20 protein-coding genes are annotated in these 18,433 nt (G+C 67.7%); 3 read left to right on the top strand and 17 right to left on the bottom strand.

The window, feature by feature from the left end:
- Positions 1–17 precede the first annotated feature (17 nt).
- On the bottom strand, positions 18–1,292 hold the full coding sequence (locus tag IFT71_RS17425; RefSeq protein ID WP_192142522.1) for a glutamate-5-semialdehyde dehydrogenase: 1,275 nt from the start codon (positions 1,290–1,292) through the stop codon (positions 18–20).
- A 62-nt stretch (positions 1,293–1,354) separates the two neighbouring features.
- Between IFT71_RS17425 and IFT71_RS17430 the strand changes: the two genes are divergently transcribed.
- A complete protein-coding gene (locus IFT71_RS17430) occupies positions 1,355–2,440 on the top strand; it encodes a DUF3667 domain-containing protein (RefSeq protein ID WP_192142525.1) in 1,086 nt (361 codons plus the stop codon).
- A gap of 65 nt (positions 2,441–2,505) precedes the next feature.
- Here IFT71_RS17430 and IFT71_RS17435 read toward each other — a convergent pair whose 3' ends face one another.
- The 8 genes from IFT71_RS17435 to IFT71_RS17470 all read right to left on the bottom strand — a co-directional run bounded on the left by IFT71_RS17435 (position 2,506) and on the right by IFT71_RS17470 (position 12,572).
- Positions 2,506–2,883: a hypothetical protein gene (locus IFT71_RS17435; RefSeq protein WP_244655021.1), complete on the bottom strand. Its 378-nt coding sequence runs from the start codon at positions 2,881–2,883 to the stop codon at positions 2,506–2,508.
- Between the two features lie 64 nt (positions 2,884–2,947).
- Positions 2,948–4,927, bottom strand: coding sequence for an ATP-dependent zinc metalloprotease FtsH (gene ftsH / locus IFT71_RS17440; RefSeq protein ID WP_031396187.1), 1,980 nt, complete (start codon positions 4,925–4,927; stop codon positions 2,948–2,950).
- Between the two features lie 104 nt (positions 4,928–5,031).
- A complete protein-coding gene (gene tilS, locus IFT71_RS17445; RefSeq protein WP_192142532.1) occupies positions 5,032–6,051 on the bottom strand; it encodes a tRNA lysidine(34) synthetase TilS in 1,020 nt (339 codons plus the stop codon).
- A 31-nt stretch (positions 6,052–6,082) separates the two neighbouring features.
- Entirely contained in the window at positions 6,083–7,000 is a 918-nt protein-coding gene (locus IFT71_RS17450) for a YbgF trimerization domain-containing protein (protein ID WP_192142534.1), read from the bottom strand.
- Between the two features lie 68 nt (positions 7,001–7,068).
- Positions 7,069–7,938, bottom strand: coding sequence for a helix-turn-helix domain-containing protein (locus tag IFT71_RS17455; RefSeq protein ID WP_043158400.1), 870 nt, complete (start codon positions 7,936–7,938; stop codon positions 7,069–7,071).
- 102 nt (positions 7,939–8,040) lie between these two features.
- A complete protein-coding gene (ptsP, locus tag IFT71_RS17460) occupies positions 8,041–10,314 on the bottom strand; it encodes a phosphoenolpyruvate--protein phosphotransferase (RefSeq protein WP_192142536.1) in 2,274 nt (757 codons plus the stop codon).
- 94 nt (positions 10,315–10,408) lie between these two features.
- Positions 10,409–11,434, bottom strand: coding sequence for a Holliday junction branch migration DNA helicase RuvB (gene ruvB / locus IFT71_RS17465; protein ID WP_031440317.1), 1,026 nt, complete (start codon positions 11,432–11,434; stop codon positions 10,409–10,411).
- 76 nt (positions 11,435–11,510) lie between these two features.
- Positions 11,511–12,572 carry an SDR family oxidoreductase gene (locus tag IFT71_RS17470; RefSeq protein WP_031440318.1) on the bottom strand — a complete coding sequence of 354 codons (1,062 nt, stop codon included), beginning with the start codon at positions 12,570–12,572 and terminating at the stop codon, positions 11,511–11,513.
- Between the two features lie 117 nt (positions 12,573–12,689).
- On the opposite strand from IFT71_RS17470, the gene IFT71_RS17475 reads away from it, so the two are divergent.
- The gene (locus tag IFT71_RS17475) at positions 12,690–13,121 is read left to right on the top strand and encodes a winged helix-turn-helix transcriptional regulator (protein WP_042466957.1); all 432 of its coding nucleotides are present in this window, start codon (positions 12,690–12,692) and stop codon (positions 13,119–13,121) included.
- A gap of 2 nt (positions 13,122–13,123) precedes the next feature.
- Here the strand turns inward: IFT71_RS17475 and ruvA are convergent, their stop codons facing one another.
- The 5 genes from ruvA to IFT71_RS17500 are packed head-to-tail and all read right to left on the bottom strand — an operon-like array spanning position 13,124 to position 15,742.
- Complete coding sequence (gene ruvA, locus IFT71_RS17480; RefSeq protein WP_031440320.1) at positions 13,124–13,723, bottom strand: Holliday junction branch migration protein RuvA; 600 nt, start codon at positions 13,721–13,723, stop codon at positions 13,124–13,126.
- Entirely contained in the window at positions 13,720–14,226 is a 507-nt protein-coding gene (gene ruvC, locus IFT71_RS17485) for a crossover junction endodeoxyribonuclease RuvC (protein ID WP_031395213.1), read from the bottom strand. The genes ruvA and ruvC overlap by 4 nt, the downstream gene beginning before the upstream one ends.
- Positions 14,223–14,375 carry a hypothetical protein gene (locus IFT71_RS17490; protein WP_192142538.1) on the bottom strand — a complete coding sequence of 51 codons (153 nt, stop codon included), beginning with the start codon at positions 14,373–14,375 and terminating at the stop codon, positions 14,223–14,225. The genes ruvC and IFT71_RS17490 overlap by 4 nt, the downstream gene beginning before the upstream one ends.
- A gap of 52 nt (positions 14,376–14,427) precedes the next feature.
- Positions 14,428–15,171, bottom strand: coding sequence for a YebC/PmpR family DNA-binding transcriptional regulator (locus tag IFT71_RS17495; RefSeq protein WP_031395214.1), 744 nt, complete (start codon positions 15,169–15,171; stop codon positions 14,428–14,430).
- Positions 15,172–15,199: 28 nt separating this feature from the next.
- Positions 15,200–15,742 carry a DUF1003 domain-containing protein gene (locus tag IFT71_RS17500; protein WP_192142540.1) on the bottom strand — a complete coding sequence of 181 codons (543 nt, stop codon included), beginning with the start codon at positions 15,740–15,742 and terminating at the stop codon, positions 15,200–15,202.
- A gap of 113 nt (positions 15,743–15,855) precedes the next feature.
- Between IFT71_RS17500 and IFT71_RS17505 the strand changes: the two genes are divergently transcribed.
- Positions 15,856–17,319, top strand: a complete 1,464-nt coding sequence (locus IFT71_RS17505; protein ID WP_107045068.1) for an ATP-binding protein — start codon at positions 15,856–15,858, stop codon at positions 17,317–17,319.
- On the opposite strand, the gene IFT71_RS17510 is transcribed toward IFT71_RS17505, so the two are convergent.
- The 3 genes from IFT71_RS17510 to IFT71_RS17520 all read right to left on the bottom strand — a co-directional run bounded on the left by IFT71_RS17510 (position 17,320) and on the right by IFT71_RS17520 (position 18,405).
- Entirely contained in the window at positions 17,320–17,604 is a 285-nt protein-coding gene (locus IFT71_RS17510; protein ID WP_056679033.1) for a DUF1294 domain-containing protein, read from the bottom strand.
- A gap of 89 nt (positions 17,605–17,693) precedes the next feature.
- Positions 17,694–17,936, bottom strand: coding sequence for a DUF2312 domain-containing protein (locus tag IFT71_RS17515; RefSeq protein WP_197975315.1), 243 nt, complete (start codon positions 17,934–17,936; stop codon positions 17,694–17,696).
- Between the two features lie 160 nt (positions 17,937–18,096).
- The gene (locus IFT71_RS17520) at positions 18,097–18,405 is read right to left on the bottom strand and encodes a DUF1244 domain-containing protein (protein ID WP_192142542.1); all 309 of its coding nucleotides are present in this window, start codon (positions 18,403–18,405) and stop codon (positions 18,097–18,099) included.
- Positions 18,406–18,433 lie beyond the last annotated feature (28 nt).

An 18,433-nucleotide genomic window follows, 5' to 3' on the forward strand; every position in this document is an offset into this window, starting at 1 on the left:
CCGATCGGCCCGACACCTCACCCGCGCACCTGCCCCGTGCCGCGCCCGATCCACTTGTAGGTCGTCAGCCCCTCCAGCGCGACCGGGCCGCGCGCGTGGAGCCGCCCCGTGGCGATGCCGATCTCCGCCCCCAGCCCGAATTCACCGCCATCGGCAAACTGGGTCGAGGCGTTCCACAGCACGATCGCGCTGTCGACCTGCGCGAGAAACCGCTCGGCGACATCCGCATCCGCCGCGACGATCGCATCGGTATGGTGCGACCCGTGCCGCGCGATATGCGCGACCGCGCCGTCCAGCCCGTCGACGATCGCGACCGAGGCGATTGCATCGAGATATTCGGTATCCCAGTCCGCCGCGTCCGCCGCCGCGATCCCGGGGACCAGCGCGATCGCAGCCGCATCGCCCCGCACGACACAGCCTGTATCGGCCAGCCGCCCGATCAGCTCGGCCGCGCCGGCATAATCGCGGTCGATCAGCAGCGTCTCCATCGCGCCGCAAATGCCGGTCCGGCGCATCTTCGCATCGACCACCACCGCCGCCGCCATCGCGGGATCGGCGGAGCCGTCGACATAGACATGGTTGATCCCGTCGAGATGCGCGAGCACCGGTACGCGCGCCTCGGCCTGGACGCGCGCGACGAGGCTCTTGCCGCCGCGCGGGATGATCAGGTCGATCGCGCCGTCCGCCTTGAGCATCGCCCCCACCGCGGCGCGGTCGGTGGTCGGGACCAGCTGCACCGCGTCCGCGGGGACCCCACCCGCGGCGAGGCCCTCGATCAGGGCGGCGTGAATCGCGCGATTGCTCGCGACGGCTTCCGATCCGCCGCGCAGGATCGCGGCATTGCCCGCCATCACGCACAACGCGGCGGCGTCTGCGGTCACGTTCGGCCGGCTTTCATAGATGATCCCGATCACGCCGATCGGTACGCGGACCCGGCTGAGGACGAGGCCATTGGGACGTGCGCGCGAATCCATGATCTGGCCGACCGGATCGGCCAGCGCGGCGACCGCGGCGACGCCGTCCGCCATCGCCGCGATCCGCCCGGGATCGAGCCGCAACCGATCGAGCAGCGCCCCCGACAGCCCCGCGGCGGCCGCGCGCGCCATATCCTCGCGGTTCGCCGCCTCGATCGTCGCCGCCGCGTCGCGCAGCGCTGCCGCCGCAGACACCAGCGCTGCCGCCTTGCGCGGAGTCGGCAGCGCCGCGAGGACGCCTGATGCGACGCGCGCGCGCGCGCCCATGTCGGCGATCAGGGTTGCGGGGTGCGTCTCGGCGCCGGGAAGGTCGGTCATGCCATCCGACTATCACGCCAAACCGACTCGCGCCAACGCCCGGGCTGCGTTACGCTTGCGTTATGAACGGGGACATGGGGGCAGCGGCGGACATCGCCACGGGGGCATTGGTCGGACGCGCGTTCGAACCATGTGCTGGCGAATCGACCGCAATCGGCAGGACGCATGCGACGGGCGCGCTCTGTCTCAATTGCGGCACCGCGCTGATCGGCGCGCACTGCCATGCCTGTGGTCAGGCCGCGCATGTCCACCGGTCGCTCGGCGCGATCGGGCATGAGATTGCGCACGGCGTGTTCCATTTCGAGGGCAAGATCTGGCGCACGCTGCCGCTGCTCATCCTGCATCCCGGCACGCTCACCCGGCGCTACGTCAATGGCGAGCGCGCGCGGTTCGTCTCGCCGCTTGCGCTGTTCCTGTTTACCGTCTTCCTGATGTTCGCGACGATCGGTGTCGTCGGTGGCGAGATAACCGAGCAGATTGCTGCCCCCACGACGCGCGACCGCGCCGAACTCGCACGCGGGCTGGACGAGGCCCGTGGCGAGCTTGCCCGCGTCGAGCGGGCGCGCGCGGTCGCGGCGCGCGCGGGTCAATCGACCACCGATCTCGATACGCAGGCGCTCGTCCTGCGCGGCAGCATCCGCGCGCTGACGAGCGCAAGCGGCACGGCCAGGCGCGACACGGACGACTTCACCTTCACCGACGTGAAGAAGACCGGCTGGCCATTGCTCGACCACGGCATCGCCAAGGCGAACGCCAATCCCGGCCTCATGATCTACAAGCTCCAGTCGAGTGCGTATAAATATAGCTGGGGGCTGATCCCGCTCTCGGTGCCGTTCATGGCGCTGCTGTTCCTGTGGCGCCGCAAGCACCATCTCTACGATCACGCGGTCTTTGTGACCTATTCGCTGGCGTTCATGATGCTGCTGGTGATCGCACTGATGCTCGGCGGCATGGCGGGGCTGGCGAGCGGGTGGATCGTGATGGCGGCGTTGCTCGTCCCGCCGGTCCACATGTTCGCGCAGCTTCGTGGTGCCTATGCGCTCGGCAAGGTTTCGGCGGGCTGGCGTACCGTCGCGCTGCTCACCTTCGCGTTTACTGTACTAATTGCGTTTGTGGTGCTGATCCTGCTGCACGGCCTGACGGAGTAGACCTGGCCGCCAGCGATTGCTTGGCCTCGCCTCGACGAGCCCCTCCCCGCGTCCGGCTCACCCGATCACCGACACGGGTATAAGTTCGCCAGCACTCGCGCATAGCCGTCCTTCAACGGCCGCTTCTGATAACTCGCCGGCAAGTCCGACAGGCCGTCGAGCATGTCCATGATTCCCACCGACTCCCCCTCGGGGACGCAGGCGATCGGCGGCTTGCCTGCCGCGGCGCGCGCCGCCCGCTCGGCCTTCAGCTGCGTCGTCGCGGCCTTCGCCTCCGCCTTCAATGCCGGGAAGTCGGGCGACATCAGCGCCATCGGCCCCTGATCCCGCAATGCATTGGCGCGGGCGAGAAACGTCCCCACGGTCATCGCCGCGGACGCGGGAATCGCCATCCCGCCCACGAGCATCGCGGCAATCACGGCCTTGGGAAGCACATACGACATGGGCGGCCTTTCCGAAGAAAAGACCGCCCATGGAGGCATTTAGCTGACTAGCCGCTGAACCGGATCAGGCGCCTAGCGGGGTCGGCGTTCCGAACGGCCCATTGGGTCGCCGGGTCTTGGGGATCGACGTCCCCGCCTTTGGTACGAGGCTTGCCTTCGCACCCGGGTCCGGCCGGTCGAGATCTTCGCCAGCGATCAGCTGCTTGATCTCATCACCCGTCAGCGTCTCATATTCGAGCAGCGCGCCCGCAACCGTGTGGAGCTGGTCGACATGATCGCTCAGCACCTGCTTGGCACGATCGAGACCGCCTTCGACGATCCGCTTGATCTCGTCGTCGATCAGCTGCGCCGTCTGGTTCGACATGCGCGACGGACGGCTCGACGAGTAACCGAGGAACGACTCACCCTCGGGCTCGCCATATTCTAGCGGCCCGACCTTGTCCGACATGCCCCAACGCGTGACCATGTCGCGCGCCAGACCCGTGGCGTACTGGATGTCGCCGCTCGCGCCCGACGAGACCTTGTCGTAGCCGAAGATGACCTCCTCGGCGACGCGGCCGCCCATCGATACCGCAAGGTTCGCATACATCTTGTCGCGGTGATAGCTGTAGCTGTCACGCTCGGGCAGACGCATGACCATGCCCAGCGCACGACCGCGCGGAATGATCGTCGCCTTGTGGATCGGATCCGACGCCGCCTCGTGCATCGCGACGACGGCATGGCCGGCCTCGTGATAGGCGGTCATCCGCTTCTCGTCGTCGGTCATGACCATGGAGCGACGCTCGGCGCCCATCATGACCTTGTCCTTGGCCTCCTCGAACTCGGCCATCGCCACCAGGCGCTTGCCCTTGCGCGCCGCATGCAGCGCCGCCTCGTTGACGAGGTTGGCGAGATCCGCGCCCGAGAAGCCCGGCGTACCGCGCGCAATGACGCGGGCATCGACGTCCGGTGCCAGCGGCACCTTCTTCATGTGCACTTCGAGGATCTTGATCCGGCCCTCGATATCCGGGCGGGGCACGACGACCTGACGATCGAAGCGACCCGGACGCAGCAACGCAGGGTCGAGCACGTCGGGACGGTTGGTCGCGGCGATGATGATGATGCCTTCGTTCGCCTCGAAGCCATCCATCTCGACCAGCAGCTGGTTCAGCGTCTGCTCGCGCTCGTCATTGCCGTTACCGAGACCGGCACCACGATGGCGACCGACCGCATCGATCTCGTCGATGAAGACGATGCACGGTGCGGACTTCTTGGCCTGCTCGAACATGTCGCGCACGCGGCTCGCGCCGACACCGACGAACATCTCGACGAAATCGGAACCCGAGATCGTGAAGAACGGCACGCCCGCCTCGCCAGCGATCGCGCGGGCGAGCAGCGTCTTGCCGGTACCGGGCGAGCCGACCAGCAGAGCGCCCTTGGGGATCTTGCCGCCGAGACGGGCGAACTTGGTTGGGTCCTTCAGGAACTCGACGATCTCCTCCAGCTCCTCACGCGCCTCGTCGATGCCCGCGACGTCGGCAAAGGTGACCTTGCCTTCCTTCTGCGTCAGCATCTTCGCGCGGCTCTTGCCGAAGCCCATCGCGCCCGACCCGGAATTCTTCTGCATCTGCTTCAGGACGAAGAACGCGATGCCCAAGAACAGCAGGAACGGCAGCGACTGATAGAGGAGCAGCGCCAGCATCGACGGCCCTTCCTCGGGCTTCGCGCTGATCGCCACGCCCTTTTCGCGCAGCTTGGGAACCAGCGTCGCGTCCTGGATCGGATAGGCCTTGAACTTCTCGCCGCTCGACAACGTACCCGAGATGATGTCGCGCGAGATGTTCACGTCCTTGACGGTGCCCTCGTCGACCTTGTCGAGGAACGCCGAATAGGCGATCGTGTTGCCGCTCGAGGTCGCGGTGCGGCCGTCGAACATGGTCACGAACAGCGCCAGCGCGACGAGAATGCCGACCCATATGAGCAGGCTCTTCATCCACGGGCTGCCATTTTCGGGGCCCTGTGGCTTGTTGCCGCGGTTGTCCCCTCGATTGTCATTGTCGTTCATGGGTGCCGGATACCTTTCGAACCTACAAGATAAGCGCGCGCAGGTTAATGGCAATGGAACAAGCCGCGACTTGGCAGCAATCAATGTGTCCGCGCGGGACGAATCTACATCGAGCGACGCGGCGGCGCGGGACGGAAGCGCCAGACACCCGCGCGGGGCGATGCGATCACCCCCGCCTGAGTCGCGCGCTTGCCCGCGATCAGTGCATCGAGCAGCCGTTCGATATTGACCGCCGCGCTCCAGTCGCCCTCGATCGTGGCGGCCGCGTCCTGCTCGGCACCGTCGCGCGCGGCGTCCGTGATCGCATCACGCACCACGCCGATCGCGCGCCGGACCATGCGGCGCAACAACTCGCGCGGCACGTCGCCGACCGTCAGCCGGACCTCGCCTGCCGCGACTTTCGCACGGTCGGCCCAGAGCCATTCGACCGCCGCGCGGACATCGGCATCCGCCTCCGCCAGTGCCGCGGCCGCGCGCGCCAGATTGGGGGTGCCCAGCCATTCGTTCGCGCCGAGCAACCGACGAAACCGCGTGCGGTCATGCCGATCGTCGTGGTTGGATGGATCGTCGAAAAACGGCACCTCGGCGCGGCGGACGATCGCGCGAAGCTCCGCCCGGCGCCAGTCGAGCAACGGCCGGATGACGGGGATGCCCGCGACCTCGGTCCGGGCGCGCACGCCTGCCAGCCCCGCCAGTCCCGACCCGCGCGCGGCGCGCATCAGGAACGTCTCGGCCTGGTCGTCGGCGTGATGCGCGGTCAGCACGCATCCCGCACCGATCGAGCGCGCATGATCGGCGAGCAGCGCATAGCGGACGCCGCGCGCCTGCGCCTGGATGCTGGCCCCGGTGATCGGCTCGGTCGGCGCCAGCGTCGCGTGGCGGATTCCGAACGTCGCGCAATGTGCCGCCACCATCGCCGATTCGCCCGCGGCTTCGGGGCGCAGACGATGATCGACGCTGGCCACGGTGAAACCGGTCCCGAGCGATTCTTGCGCGAGCGTCAGCATCGCCATGCTGTCGGGTCCGCCCGACACCGCGAGCACGGGCGATGTCAGCCCCGCGCCAAGCCTTGCGACCTCCGCTGCAAAACGCTGGGCCTCCTCGGTGAGGACAGGATCGCTCATCCTGCCGGCCACCACACGCCGCGATGCACGCTCACTTGCATTTGGCGGCGGCGCGTCCGGCAGCGACCTTAGCAGTCATGTCGCGTGAGAGCTTGGCGCCATAGACGTCGTTGAGCTCGTCATACACCTTGCACGCATCGGCGGACTTATTCAGCTTGGTCAGCGACTGGCCGAGATAATAGAGGCTTTCGGACGCCCGCTCACCATCGGGCATCTTCTTGTAATTGTCGTAGAACGCCATCGACGCGAGGCTCGGTTTGCCCTCGTCGAGATAGGCGCGGCCAAGCAGATTCTGTGCATAGCTCGCGCGCCGGTCCTTCGGATAGGTCGCGACCACCTTCTTCAGCTGCGTCTGCGCCTCGGCATAGCTCTTGGCCGCCCACAGCCGATAGCCATAGAGATACTCGTCCTCGGCCGGATTGCCGGTCGACGGCTTCTCGACCGCGTTTGCTGGCCGCGCGGCGGCGGTGGCCCCCGATGGCCGCGCCGGCGGCCCGGCGTCCTCGTCCGGCCCCCCCGTGCCCTCGACGGCCGTTCCGGCTGCACCGGGCGCGCTGTTCGTCCGGGCGGCCTCGATCAGCTTCATCCGGTCGTCGGTTGCACGCCGATACGCGTCGAACTGCTCCTGCAGCTGGCGGATCTTGTACTCGGTCTGCTCGACCTGCCCGGTCATCGACGCAATCTGCTGTTCGAGCGAGGTCACGCGCTGCGCCAGATCGGCGACCGCGCTGGTGGCGGGCGTGCCAGGACCGGGGCCTGCGGTCGTCTGCGGCCCTGTCACCTCGGGCTGCAGCAGCTGCCCTGCCCCGCCCGGGAACACCTTGCGCTGGACCGCGCGCATCTCGCTTTCGAGCTTGCCGACACGACCTTCGACGTTCGACTGCGCGGATGCCGCGACGGGCAGCGATGCACCGGCAAGCAGAATGCCGACGATGATGGACTTATGCATGGGCTATACCCCCCGGGGCACTGGATAAGACGAGCGATATAGCTGCAACATCATTCCTGTCGCCAGCCTTAAGGCGTTCCCGATGCATTGCCCGGTGCCCCCTCGGCAGCGGCATCGCCACCGCTCGCGGCAGGCGCGCCGTTGAGCCGTGCGGCGATCGCCGGGGCGCCGACGCGGACGTCCTTGATCGCGCGTTCGCCGGTTCCCAGCGGCGGCACGTTCGAGCCGTTGAGCGTAACCGTCAGCTTGTCCGGGCGACCGACGTTGATCATCGGATCCTTCGCGTCACGCGGCACGTCGAACCGATCGCCGGCCTTCATCGTCCCCAGATACAGCGTCTTGTTGTCGGCATCATAGACGCGCATCCACACTTCGTCGGTCGCGGCCAGCGTGACCTGCCCGGTCTCCAGCGCCGGCGCCGCGGGCGCCGCTGCGGGGGAGGCCGGCGTCGGGCTGGGCACTTCGGCAACCGTCGCCACCGATCCCGCCGCAGACCCGGACGTGGTCGCGCCGCCACGGAACAGGTCGGTGCCGTACCAGATGCCGACCAGGATCAGCACGGCCAGCGCGATGCCGAGCGCGATCACCGCCACGCCGCGCGACGGTACCCGCGACGGATCGGACATTTCATAGGGTTCGTATTCGGGCGTGCGGCGCACGATCTTGCCGAGCTCGGCACGCACGAGATTGGCTACGCGTACCTCGTCCGCGCCAACCGCGCGCGCATAGGCCTTGGCGAACCCGACCGCATAGGTCGACGACGGCAAAGTCGCGTAATCAGACGCCTCGATCGCCTCGAGATGCCGCAGCGGCACGCGCGTCCGGCCCCCGACATCGGCGATCGTCAGCCCCTGTGCCTCGCGCGTTGCACGCAGGATATCGCCGGCCCGTTCGGGCGAGGCGGGCGGAGGGATCTGCCCGGTTGCGACGTCGTCCATTCTTGTCTCCGATTATGGGCTGTAGCGCGCGCCCATCAAGGCGGGTCATGTTCCAGAGCCAATAACCCATGTCAACGCGAAGGCCCTAGCGAAACCCGCGCGTCAGGCGAGCTCGACACCGTTTTCCGTTGCCCAGTCGGTCAGCACGGCGCGCATGTCGCGCGGTGGATCGGCGAGCAAGGCCGTCATCTTCGCGGTGATCGCCGCCAGATCGAGCGAGCGCGCCATCGCCTTGATCGGCCCGACCGCCGCCGGGGTGATCGACAGCCGGTCGATCCCGATCCCCGCCAGCGCCATCGCCTCGAGCGGCCGCCCGCCCATCTCGCCGCACACGCCGAGATCGACACCGGCCGCGCGCGCAGGCTCGACGAGCCGGGCAAGGAACCGCAAAATCGACGGGCTCAGCCAGTCATAGCGCTCGGCGAGCTTGGGATTGGCGCGGTCGGCGGCAAACAGGAACTGTGTCAGGTCATTGGTGCCGACCGACAGGAACTGGATCTTGGGCAGCAGGATGTCGAGCATCTCGGCAAGTGCCGGCACCTCGAGCATCGCGCCGTAGCGGATCGTCGTCGGCAGCTTGCGCCCGCGCCCCGCCAGCCAGCTCCGCTGCGCCTCGAACAGCGCCTTGGCCTCGTCGAACTCCCAGGGCTCGCTGACCATCGGGAACATGACGTTGAGCGTGCGCCCCGCCGCTGCTTCCAATAGCGCGCGCGCCTGCACCTTCATCAGCCCGTCGCGTTCGAGCCCCAGCCGCAGCGCGCGCCAGCCCATCGCCGGATTTTCCTCATCCGCGGCGGCCTTGTTGAGATAGGGCAGCGCCTTGTCGCCGCCGATATCGACGGTCCGGAAGATCACCGGCCGATCGCCCGCCACCTCCAGCACCTCGCGGTACAGCCGCTGCTGGCGCTCGCGCTGCGGCAGCGTCGCGGATACGAGAAACTGGAATTCGGTCCTGAACAGGCCGATCCCGTCCGCACCGGTGATGTCGAGCGCGGCCGCATCGTCCCGCAACCCGGCATTGACCATCAGCGTCAGCCGATGGCCATCCTTCGTGATCGGCGGCACGTCGCGCAGCGCCGCAAACGCCGCCCTGCGCTTCTGCCGCAGCGCAAGTCGCGCCTCGAACGCCTCCTCCATCGCCGCGGAGGGTCGCGCGAACACATTGGCGTCGGCACTGTCGAGCAGCAGCAGATCGCCCTCGGCGATCAACCGCCGGACGCCGCGGACACGGCCGAGCACCGGCACGCCCATTGCCCGCGCGACGATCGTCACGTGCGCGGTCAGCGACCCTTCCTCGAGGATCACGCCCTTCAACCGGCGCTTGTCATACTCGAGCAATTCGGCCGGCCCCAGATTGCGCGCGATCAGGATCGTGTCCTGCCTGAGCCCCATCTGCGCGGCGGTACCCATCTGGCCCGACACGATCCGCAGCAGGCGGTTCGCCAGATCCTCGAGATCGTGCATCCGGTCGGCGAGCAGCGGATCGTCGATCTGCCGCATCCGCTGGCGGGTACGCTGCTGGACGCGCTCGATCGCCGCCTCCGCAGTCAGGCCGGAATCGATCGCCTCGTTGATCCGCCGCGCCCAGCCCTCGTCATAGGCGAACATCTTGTAGGTCTCGAGGACCTCCTCATGCTCGCCGCCGACGCCGAACTCGGCCTCGCGCGTCATCCGCTCGATGCCTTCGCGCATCTTGTCGAACGCGGCATAGACGCGGTGCCGCTCGGCATCGGTGTCCTCGGCGACGGTATGCTCGATATGGATGCGCGGCTGGTGGAACACGGCAAAGCCCGCGCCCATCCCGTCCACCAGCTTCTGCCCCGGGATCCGCATCGCCGCGGTCGATTGCGGGCGATCCGATCCGCCGCCCGCGGTGTCGATCAGCCCGGCATTGGCGATCAGCTCGCTCAGCACCATCGCGACGGTCTGCAGCGCCTCGATCTCGACGTCCTGATATTTGCGCGTTTCGGCATGCTGCACTGCAAGAACGCCGACCGCGCGTTCGCGCCGGATGATCGGAACCCCGGCAAAGCTGTGATAGCGCTCCTCGCCGGTCTCGGGCTTGTAGGCGAAATCGGGATGGCTCGCCGCCTCGTCGAGATTGAGCACCTCGACCTGCTGCGCGATCGTGCCGACCAGCCCCTCGCCCAGCGCCAGCTTGGTGACATGCACCGCCTCCTGTGCAAGGCCGCGCGTCGCGAACAGCTCGAGCACGCCCTCGCGCAGGAGGTAGATCGAACAGACCTCGCTATCGATCGCCGCGGCGATGATGCCGACGACCGAATTGAGCTTGGCTTGCGCGGTCGTGCGCGCGGCCATCACGTCGTGAAGGCTGGTGAGGATCTCGCGGGCGGAGGCGGCGGCCGAAACGGGCATGGGGAGGAGCTACCAGATCAAGCGCTTGGGTGCCACGCAACAAAAGTATTCTTCTGCGCAAGCCCGGTCTATCGTCATTGCTGCGTGCCCTGCCTCAAACGTCGAACAACCCGTCCTGGCTCCCGACCGGCGGATTGAGGCCCAGATGCTTCCACCCGCCCGCATTCATGCACCGCCCGCGCGCGGTCCGCGCGACGAGGCCGAGCTGGATCAGATAGGGCTCGATCACCTCTTCGATGGTGTCGCGCGGTTCGCTGAGGCCCGCTGCCAGCGTCTCGACCCCGACCGGCCCGCCGCGATAGATGTCGGCGATCATCATCAGATAGCGCCGGTCCATCGCGTCGAGCCCCAGCGCATCGACCTCGAGCCGGTTGAGCGCGGCGTCGGCGGTGCGCGCATCGACGATCTCGGCGCCCGCGACATCGGCAAAGTCGCGAACCCGGCGGAGCAGCCGCCCGGCGATGCGCGGCGTGCCGCGTGCGCGCCGCGCCACCTCCATCGCCCCGTCCTTCGAAATCGCGAGCCCGAGCAACCCAGCCGCGCGCGTCACCACCCGCTCGAGCTCGTCGACGGTATAGAATTGCAGCCGCACCGGGATGCCGAAGCGATCGCGCAGCGGCGTCGTCAGCAGCCCCTGCCGCGTCGTCGCACCGACCAAAGTAAAGCGCGGCAGGTCGATCCGCACACTGCGTGCCGAGGGCCCCTCGCCGATCATCAGATCGAGCGCGCGGTCCTCCATCGCTGGATACAGCACCTCCTCGACCGCGGGCTGCAGCCGGTGGATCTCGTCGATGAACAGCACGTCGCCATCCTCGAGATTGGTCAGCAGCGCGGCAAGGTCGCCCGACTTCGCGATCACCGGCCCCGAGGTGGCGCGGAACCCCACCCCCATCTCGCGCGCGACGATTTGTGCGAGCGTGGTCTTGCCGAGCCCCGGCGGCCCGAAGAACAGCACATGGTCGAGCGCATCGCCGCGTGCCTTGGCCGCCTGGATGAAGATCCGCAGATTCTCGCGCGCGGCCTTCTGCCCGACAAATTCGTCGAGATTCTTGGGGCGCAGCGCCGCATCCACGTCCTCGGGGCGGCGGGCTGGCGTGAGCAGGCGTTCGGCATCGGTCATCAAGCCCGTTCCCTACCCGTTCACGCCCGCCCCTGTCACCCCGTCGCGCGCGTCCCGCCCGACCGGCCTACCGAATTCACGGGATCAGTCGGTCCGCGCGGAGCTGTGCGAACAGGTCGAAGAACGCATCGTCGGTCGGCTGGTAGCGCGTAAAGCCCATCCGCCGGCTCTTGCCCATGTCGGTGACGACCTCGATCGGCCGACCAAGATCGGCATCGGTGTGCCACGGGGAGGCGAGACGCGTGAGATCGGCCTCGACCAGCCCCTCGCGCTCGGCGATCCGCTGCCACACGACCGCGTCATCCGCCATCTGTTCCTCAAGCGGGACGATCGTGCCGTCGAACGGCGCCGCCTCGATCCCGAACCAGTCGGCGATCCGCGACCACATCCAGCTCCAGCGGAACACGTCGCCATTGACGATGTTGAAGTCCTGGTTCGCCGCCTCGGGCGTCGTCGTTGCCCAGACGAGCTGTGCCGCGAGCTGACGCGCGTCGGTCATGTCGGTCAGCCCGTTCCACTGCGCCGCCGATCCCGGAAAGCGGAACGGCCGCCCGGTCTCGCGGCAGAGCGTCGCATAGGCCGCCAGCGTCGTCCCCATGTTCATCGCATTGCCAACCGCCTTGCCGATCACCGTATGCGGACGGTGCACGCTCCAGCTGAAGCCGTCGCGCTCGGCAGCCGCGAACACCTCGTCCTCCTGCGCATAATAGAAATTCTCGACCTCGAGCCGGCCCTGCTCCTCGCGGAACGGCGTCTGCGGCAGCACGCCCTTACCATATGCCTCGAATGGCCCGAGATAATGCTTCAGGCCTGTCACCAGCGCGACATGCCGCACCGACTTGGCGGGACGCAGGCCGTCGAGCAGGTTGCGGACCATCGCGCCGTTGACGCGGATATTCTCCGCCTCGGTCGCCTGGCGCGACCAGGTCGAGACGAACACCGCGTCGGGCGCAAGATCCTTCAGCGCGGCGGCGGTGCCTGCCGCGTCGGTCAGGTCGGCAGCGACCGGGTGCACGCCGGGCTGGTCGGACGGACGCCGCGCGAGGCCATGGACCGTCCATCCCTGTTCGATCAGCAGCGCCGCCGTCGCGCTGCCGACAATACCGCTCGTGCCAACCACCAATGCCGTCCGGGCCATCGTCATTCTCCGTTTCGCTTGAACGCAGTAGCTAGGCATCGCCAGCGACGCGTTCTAGACGGCACCATTCGGGGCCCCGGGCACCTTTCGGGATCCAGCGACGTTCAGGAACCCAGTATGACAACGCCCCCCAACTCTGATCTCGCCCCCGATCCTGCCCCCGTGACCGACGACTGGCGCGAGGACTGCGCACCGCGCCGGGTGCTCGACCTGTTTGCGACCAAATGGACGAGCATGGTCCTCCACACGCTCGACGCGCGGCACGAGGGCGGCGCGCGCACCGGCGTCCTCCACCGCAGCCTGCCCGGCATTTCGAAGAAGATGCTGACGCAGACGCTGCGCGACATGGAAACCAGCGGGCTGATCCTGCGCGACGTGCTCGCGACGATGCCCCCCGCGGTCGAATATAGTCTGACGCCGCTCGGCAGGCGGTTCGTCGAGCCGGTCAATCTGCTCTACGACTGGGGCCGCACCAATGCCGATGCGCTCGACGCGTTCGGCCCCGGCCCCGCGCCCCGCCGGTCCGCCAAACGGCCGAAGACCGACTGAGACTAGGGCTTCGACGCCTTGCGCAGCGCCAGCCGGACGAGCGCGTCGAGCGTCGCGCCCGGCCCCAGTTCCTCGTCCGCCGCCGCCACCGCGACGCTCGCCTCGGCAGGCCGGAACCCCAGGTTGAGCATCGCCGACACCGCATCCGCCGACGCCCCTGGCGCCGCATTGACCACCGCGGGCCCGAGCCCGAGCGCGATCCCGCCGACCTTGTCCTTCAATTCCATGACGATACGCTGGGCGAGCTTCGGCCCGACGCCGTTCGCGCGCGCGACCATCGCCTTGTCGCCGCTGGCGATCGCCCGTGACAGGTCGACGGGTTCGAGCGCGGACAGGATCGCGAGCGCAACCCGCGCGCCGACGCCCTGCACCGCGGTCAGCAACCGGAACCAGTCGCGCTCGTCCGCGCTCGAAAATCCGACGAGCCGCTGGAAATCCTCGCCCACCAGCAGTTCGGTGAAGACGGTGCAGGCCTCACCGATCGGCCCGAGGGCCGACAGCGTGCGCGCCGACGCGCCGACCAGATAGCCGACCCCGCCGACATCGATCACCGCATGGTCGATCCCGGTCGAATCGAGCCGGCCCTTCAGATGGACGATCATGCGCCTACTCCCGTGCGTCGCGACAGCGCCGCCGCGCTCGCGACATGATGCGCGTGCGTGATCGCCACCGCCAGCGCGTCGGCGGCATCGGGGCCGGCGAGTTTCGCACCGGGCAGCAACACCGCCATCATCGCCTGGATCTGTTTCTTGTCCGCGCCGCCGGTGCCGACGACGCCTTTCTTGACGGTCGAGGGGTGGTATTCGCCAATATGCAGCCCCGCCCCCGCCGCTGCGAGCAGCACCACGCCGCGCGCCTGCCCCAGCTTCAGCGTCGACTGCGCATTGGTGTTGCCGAGCACCTCCTCGACCGCGGCGCCATCCGGCCGCTCGGCGCGGATGACGTCGAGCAACGCCGAATACAATGCCGTCAACCGCCGCGGCAGCGCCATCGACGGATCGGTCCGGATCTGGCCATTCGCGATATGGCTCAGCCGGTTACCGTCGGCACGAATGACGCCCCAGCCCGTGGTGCCGAGGCCGGGATCTAGTCCGAGGATGATCATGCGAAGAAAGAAGACTGGTTCGCGCGGAGGCGCGGAGGCGCGGAGGGGGTGCGCTTCTGACCGCTGTCGCGCATCAGCGCGACCTTCACGCCATCGGGCATGCCTGCGGGTGTGATGCCGCTGGCGCGGAGGACGCATGCACGACGCATCTCTCTCCGCGCCTCCGCGCCTCCGCGCGAACCAATCTTCCTTCTCACTGGCTCAACCCAGCGTCTCCATGATCTCGTCCGAGATCTCGTAATTGCCCCAAACCGTCTGCACGTCGTCGTCATCGTCGAGTGCGTCGATCAGCTTGAACAACGTCGCCGCATCGTCGGCATCCACCGCGACCATCGTCTGCGGCCGCCAGGCGAGCTTCGCGCCCTCGGCCTCGCCGAGCTTCGCCTCGAGCGCCTTGGCGACTTCATGCAGGTCGCCCTGTGCGGTCCAGACCTCGTGCCCGTCCTCACTTGACGTCACGTCCTCGGCCCCCGCCTCGAGCGCAGCCTCGAACACCGTGTCGGCATCGCCCGCGCTCGCCGGATAGGAAATGAGCCCGACGCGGTCGAACGCATGGCTGACCGACCCGCCGGCACCTAGGTTACCGCCATTCTTGCCGACCGCGACGCGCACGTTGGTTGCGGTACGGTTGCGGTTGTCGGTCAGTGCCTCGATGATCAGCGACACGCCGCCCGGCCCGAAGCCCTCATAGCGGATCTCTTCGTAATTCTCGGCATCGCCGCGGCTCGCCTTGTCGATCGAGCGCTGGATGTTCTCCTTGGGCAGCGACGCCGCCTTGGCCGCATTCACTGCCGCGCGCAGGCGCGGGTTCATGTCGACATCGGGCAGGCCCATCTTGGCCGCAACCGTGATTTCCCGGCTGAGCTTGCTGAACGCCGACGAGCGCTTCTTGTCCTGCGCACCCTTGCGATGCATGATGTTCTTATATTTGGAATGGCCTGCCATCTGTGCCTCTATAGCTGATGCGCCGCTCTTAGGCTCCGGCACCCGATTTCGCCAGAGCATCGATTTTCGCCTCAATCGCGTCGAGCCGCGCGAGCACCAGATGGTCGATCTTGTGATGCACGCGTAAAATGTCGAGCTCGGCGCGCAGATTGGTCTCGTAATCGAGGCTCGCGGCGAGCCGGTCCTTCGCCGATTGCCGATTCTGGCTCATCATGATGATCGGCGCCTGGATCGCCGCGACCGTCGACAGCAGCAGGTTGAGGAAGATGTAGGGATAGGGATCGAACGCCGCGTTGAAATGGGTGAGGATGTCCGAATTGAGGATCATCCAGCCGAGCAGCACCGCAGTGAACGCGATGATGAACCCCCACGACCCGCCGACCGCCGCAACCCGGTCCGAGAGCCGCTCGCCGAACGTCGCGCGTTCGTCGGCCAGGTCGGCGGCGTCGCGACTGACCGTAGTCCCCGCCTCGATCCCCGCGAGCACGCGGCGTTGCTCGTCGTTGAGCTCGCCGGGGGGCTTGCCGAGCAGGCGGTGCGAGAGATCGTCGAGCGGAGAGGATGTAGCCATGGCGAACGGCGTAACCGCGATTGCAGATTAAGCCAGCGCGCAAAACCGCGCTTGCGACGAGACCCGCGAAAGACTCCTTGCCCCGATGCGCCCGCACCTGCCAAACGCGCGGCATGACGGTTAGCGTGAATATGGGCACCGACGGCAATGGTACGGCCGTCGGCGTCGACCTGGAGGAACTTCTCGCCACGCGCCTGCTGGTGCAGGGCAATTCGGGATCGGGAAAATCGCATCTGCTGCGCCGCCTGCTCGAACGGTCGGCGGGGCATGTCCAGCAGATCGTGATTGATCCCGAGGGCGATTTCGTGACGCTCGCGGGCCCGCATGGCCATGTCGTGATCGAGGCGGGCGACTATAGCGAACGCGAGATCGCGCGCATCGCCACCCGCCTGCGCGAACACCGGACGTCCGCTGTGCTCAGCCTCGAGGGACTCGAGGTCGAAGGGCAGATGCGCTGTGCCGCATCGTTCCTCTCCGCGCTGTTCGATGCGCCGCGCGAGCATTGGTATCCGGTGCTGGTGGTCGTCGACGAGGCACAGATGTTCGCGCCCGTCACCGGCGGCGAAGTGTCCGAAGAGGTCCGCCGTGCCTCGCTCGCGGCGATGACCAACCTGATGTGCCGCGGCCGCAAGCGTGGTCTCGCCGGCGTGATCGCGACTCAGCGTCTGGCGAAGCTCGCGAAGAACGTCGCGGCGGAGGCGTCGAACTTCCTGATGGGCCGGACCTTCCTCGACATCGACATGGCGCGCGCCGCCGATCTGCTCGGCATGGAGCGGCGTCAGGCGGAGGCGATCCGCGACCTCCAGCGCGGGACGTTCATGGCGCTCGGCCCCGCGGTCTCGCGCCGCCCCATCACCGTGAAGATCGGCGACGTCGCGACCTCGGCACGCAGCGGCAGCCCCAAGCTGACCCCGCTCCCCAGCGCCGCGCCGATGGACCTGCAGGACCTGCTGTCCGAGCCCGTGGTCGACGCCCCCGAACTCGGCCTGCTCTTCGATTCGCGGCCGCGGCGCGTTCCGGCCGAGGAACTGCTCGACGGTATCGCCCGCCCGCCCGAGCCGCGCACCGCCGCGCCCCCGCCGCCCGAGAAGACCGATGACGAGGTCGAGGCGGTCTATGCCGACGTGTTCCGCGCGATCGTCGAGGATCCCGAATCGACGCTGCGCCCGCCCTCGGTGCTGTTCCAGGATTTCCAGGTGCGATGCCGGATGGGCGGCCTCGCCAAGCCCCCGCTCGATCTGCCGGGCTTCGTCCGCCGGCTGAGCTGCGCACGCGCCGGCATCTTCGACATGACCGACGAGGCGTGGACCGCGGCACTCGATGTCGCCAGCGGCCTGCCTGACGACATGCTCGGCGCCTTCCTGCTGGTCGCACGCGCCGCGCGTGAGGGCGAACCCTGCCCCTCCGACGCGCGCATCGCCGCGACCTATGGCACCAGCTCGCTCGGCCGCGTGAAGCGCCTGATCGGCTATATCGAAAGCCGCAACCTGATCGTCTGCCGCACAGACCTGGCGGGCAAGCGCTCTATCACGATCCCGGGACTCGGCTGGACGACACTGCCGGCAGAAGCGGCTTAACTAGACCGCGAAAGCGAAGACCAGTCCGGCGACCACGCCGATCTGCACGATCGCGATCATCTGCAGCCGGCCGACGAACGGCTGCTTGCGGGTCTTGTGGCGAAAACGACGGCGCGCCCAGAAGGCGCCGGGGCTGCCACCGAGCGCTGCGAACCAGAGCAAACGGGATTCGGGGATGCGCCATGCGCCACCGCGCGATCGGCGCTTGTCCAGCGCGAACGCGGCGACCGTGACCGCGTTGATCACCAGAAACAGAAATGACGCCGCAGCGATCGATACGAGCATGGCTCACCGGTACCGCGTCGACGTTGACGCGGCGTCCACCCCGGCGTCGATGACGCATCGCGAGGGAGACACCGCGCAGAGTCCGATCGTCAGATCATCCCCAGAGCCTGGAGGTACACCTCGAGGATCGCCTCCTCCTCCTGATATTCTTCCTTCTTCTTCTTGCGGATCGACAGGATCTTGCGGATCGCCTTGGGGTCGTAGCCACGGCCCTTGGCCTCGGCCATCACGTCCTTGATGTCGTCCGCGATACCCTTCTTCTCTTCTTCGAGACGCTCAGCGCGCTCGATCAGCAGACGCAGTTCGTCCGCTGCGACCGCGCCGCCGCCCATGCCGTGTTGGCGTTCGTCCGTCATGATACTCGTCCCCATTCGCTCGAAACACAGACCCGCATGCGGCGACCGGGGTCCCAAGGACCACCGATGAATCGCGCCGCTGCAAGTGCGGCGCCGCGTCTAGGCGGTAACCGTTCGCGGCTCAAGCGACCCCGGGTCAGACGACCGCATTCTTGGCGACGCTAGCCTTCATTCGCTCGAGCTGCTCGGGCGTGGCGTCGCCTTGGTGCTGCGCCTTCCACTGCGAATAGGGCATGCCGTACACCGCCTCGCGCGCCGCATCCTTGTCGAGACCACCAGCGTCCTCGACCCAGTCGGACAGGCAGTTGCGGCAGAATCCCGCCAGACCCATCAGGTCGATATTCTGCGCATCGTCGCGGTGGCGCAGGTGGCGGATCAGCCGGCGAAAGGCCTGCGCCGCTACGGCATCGTCGAGTGTGTCCAGCGTGTCGCTATCGTGGTTCATTCGTATGCTCCGTAGTTGATCCCACCGA

Origin of the sequence: Sphingomonas sp. CFBP 13733 (assembly GCF_014841795.1) — a bacterium.
GTDB lineage: Bacteria > Pseudomonadota > Alphaproteobacteria > Sphingomonadales > Sphingomonadaceae > Sphingomonas > Sphingomonas aerolata.

Coding starts and splice junctions, on each gene's coding strand:
- IFT71_RS17425 (WP_192142522.1), bottom strand. CDS start 1,292: ATGACCGACCTTCCCGGCGCCGAGACGCACCCCGCAACCCTGATCGCC.
- IFT71_RS17430 (WP_192142525.1), top strand. CDS start 1,355: ATGAACGGGGACATGGGGGCAGCGGCGGACATCGCCACGGGGGCATTG.
- ftsH (WP_031396187.1), bottom strand. CDS start 4,927: ATGAACGACAATGACAATCGAGGGGACAACCGCGGCAACAAGCCACAG.
- IFT71_RS17520 (WP_192142542.1), bottom strand. CDS start 18,405: ATGAACCACGATAGCGACACGCTGGACACACTCGACGATGCCGTAGCG.
- IFT71_RS17495 (WP_031395214.1), bottom strand. CDS start 15,171: ATGGCAGGCCATTCCAAATATAAGAACATCATGCATCGCAAGGGTGCG.
- IFT71_RS17450 (WP_192142534.1), bottom strand. CDS start 7,000: ATGCATAAGTCCATCATCGTCGGCATTCTGCTTGCCGGTGCATCGCTG.
- tilS (WP_192142532.1), bottom strand. CDS start 6,051: ATGAGCGATCCTGTCCTCACCGAGGAGGCCCAGCGTTTTGCAGCGGAG.
- ptsP (WP_192142536.1), bottom strand. CDS start 10,314: ATGCCCGTTTCGGCCGCCGCCTCCGCCCGCGAGATCCTCACCAGCCTT.
- IFT71_RS17435 (WP_244655021.1), bottom strand. CDS start 2,883: ATGTCGTATGTGCTTCCCAAGGCCGTGATTGCCGCGATGCTCGTGGGC.
- IFT71_RS17510 (WP_056679033.1), bottom strand. CDS start 17,604: ATGCTCGTATCGATCGCTGCGGCGTCATTTCTGTTTCTGGTGATCAAC.
- ruvB (WP_031440317.1), bottom strand. CDS start 11,434: ATGACCGATGCCGAACGCCTGCTCACGCCAGCCCGCCGCCCCGAGGAC.
- IFT71_RS17455 (WP_043158400.1), bottom strand. CDS start 7,938: ATGGACGACGTCGCAACCGGGCAGATCCCTCCGCCCGCCTCGCCCGAA.
- ruvC (WP_031395213.1), bottom strand. CDS start 14,226: ATGATCATCCTCGGACTAGATCCCGGCCTCGGCACCACGGGCTGGGGC.
- ruvA (WP_031440320.1), bottom strand. CDS start 13,723: ATGATCGTCCATCTGAAGGGCCGGCTCGATTCGACCGGGATCGACCAT.
- IFT71_RS17515 (WP_197975315.1), bottom strand. CDS start 17,936: ATGGGCGGCGGCGCGGTCGCAGCGGACGAACTGCGTCTGCTGATCGAG.
- IFT71_RS17475 (WP_042466957.1), top strand. CDS start 12,690: ATGACAACGCCCCCCAACTCTGATCTCGCCCCCGATCCTGCCCCCGTG.
- IFT71_RS17505 (WP_107045068.1), top strand. CDS start 15,856: ATGACGGTTAGCGTGAATATGGGCACCGACGGCAATGGTACGGCCGTC.
- IFT71_RS17490 (WP_192142538.1), bottom strand. CDS start 14,375: ATGCGTCGTGCATGCGTCCTCCGCGCCAGCGGCATCACACCCGCAGGC.
- IFT71_RS17500 (WP_192142540.1), bottom strand. CDS start 15,742: ATGGCTACATCCTCTCCGCTCGACGATCTCTCGCACCGCCTGCTCGGC.
- IFT71_RS17470 (WP_031440318.1), bottom strand. CDS start 12,572: ATGGCCCGGACGGCATTGGTGGTTGGCACGAGCGGTATTGTCGGCAGC.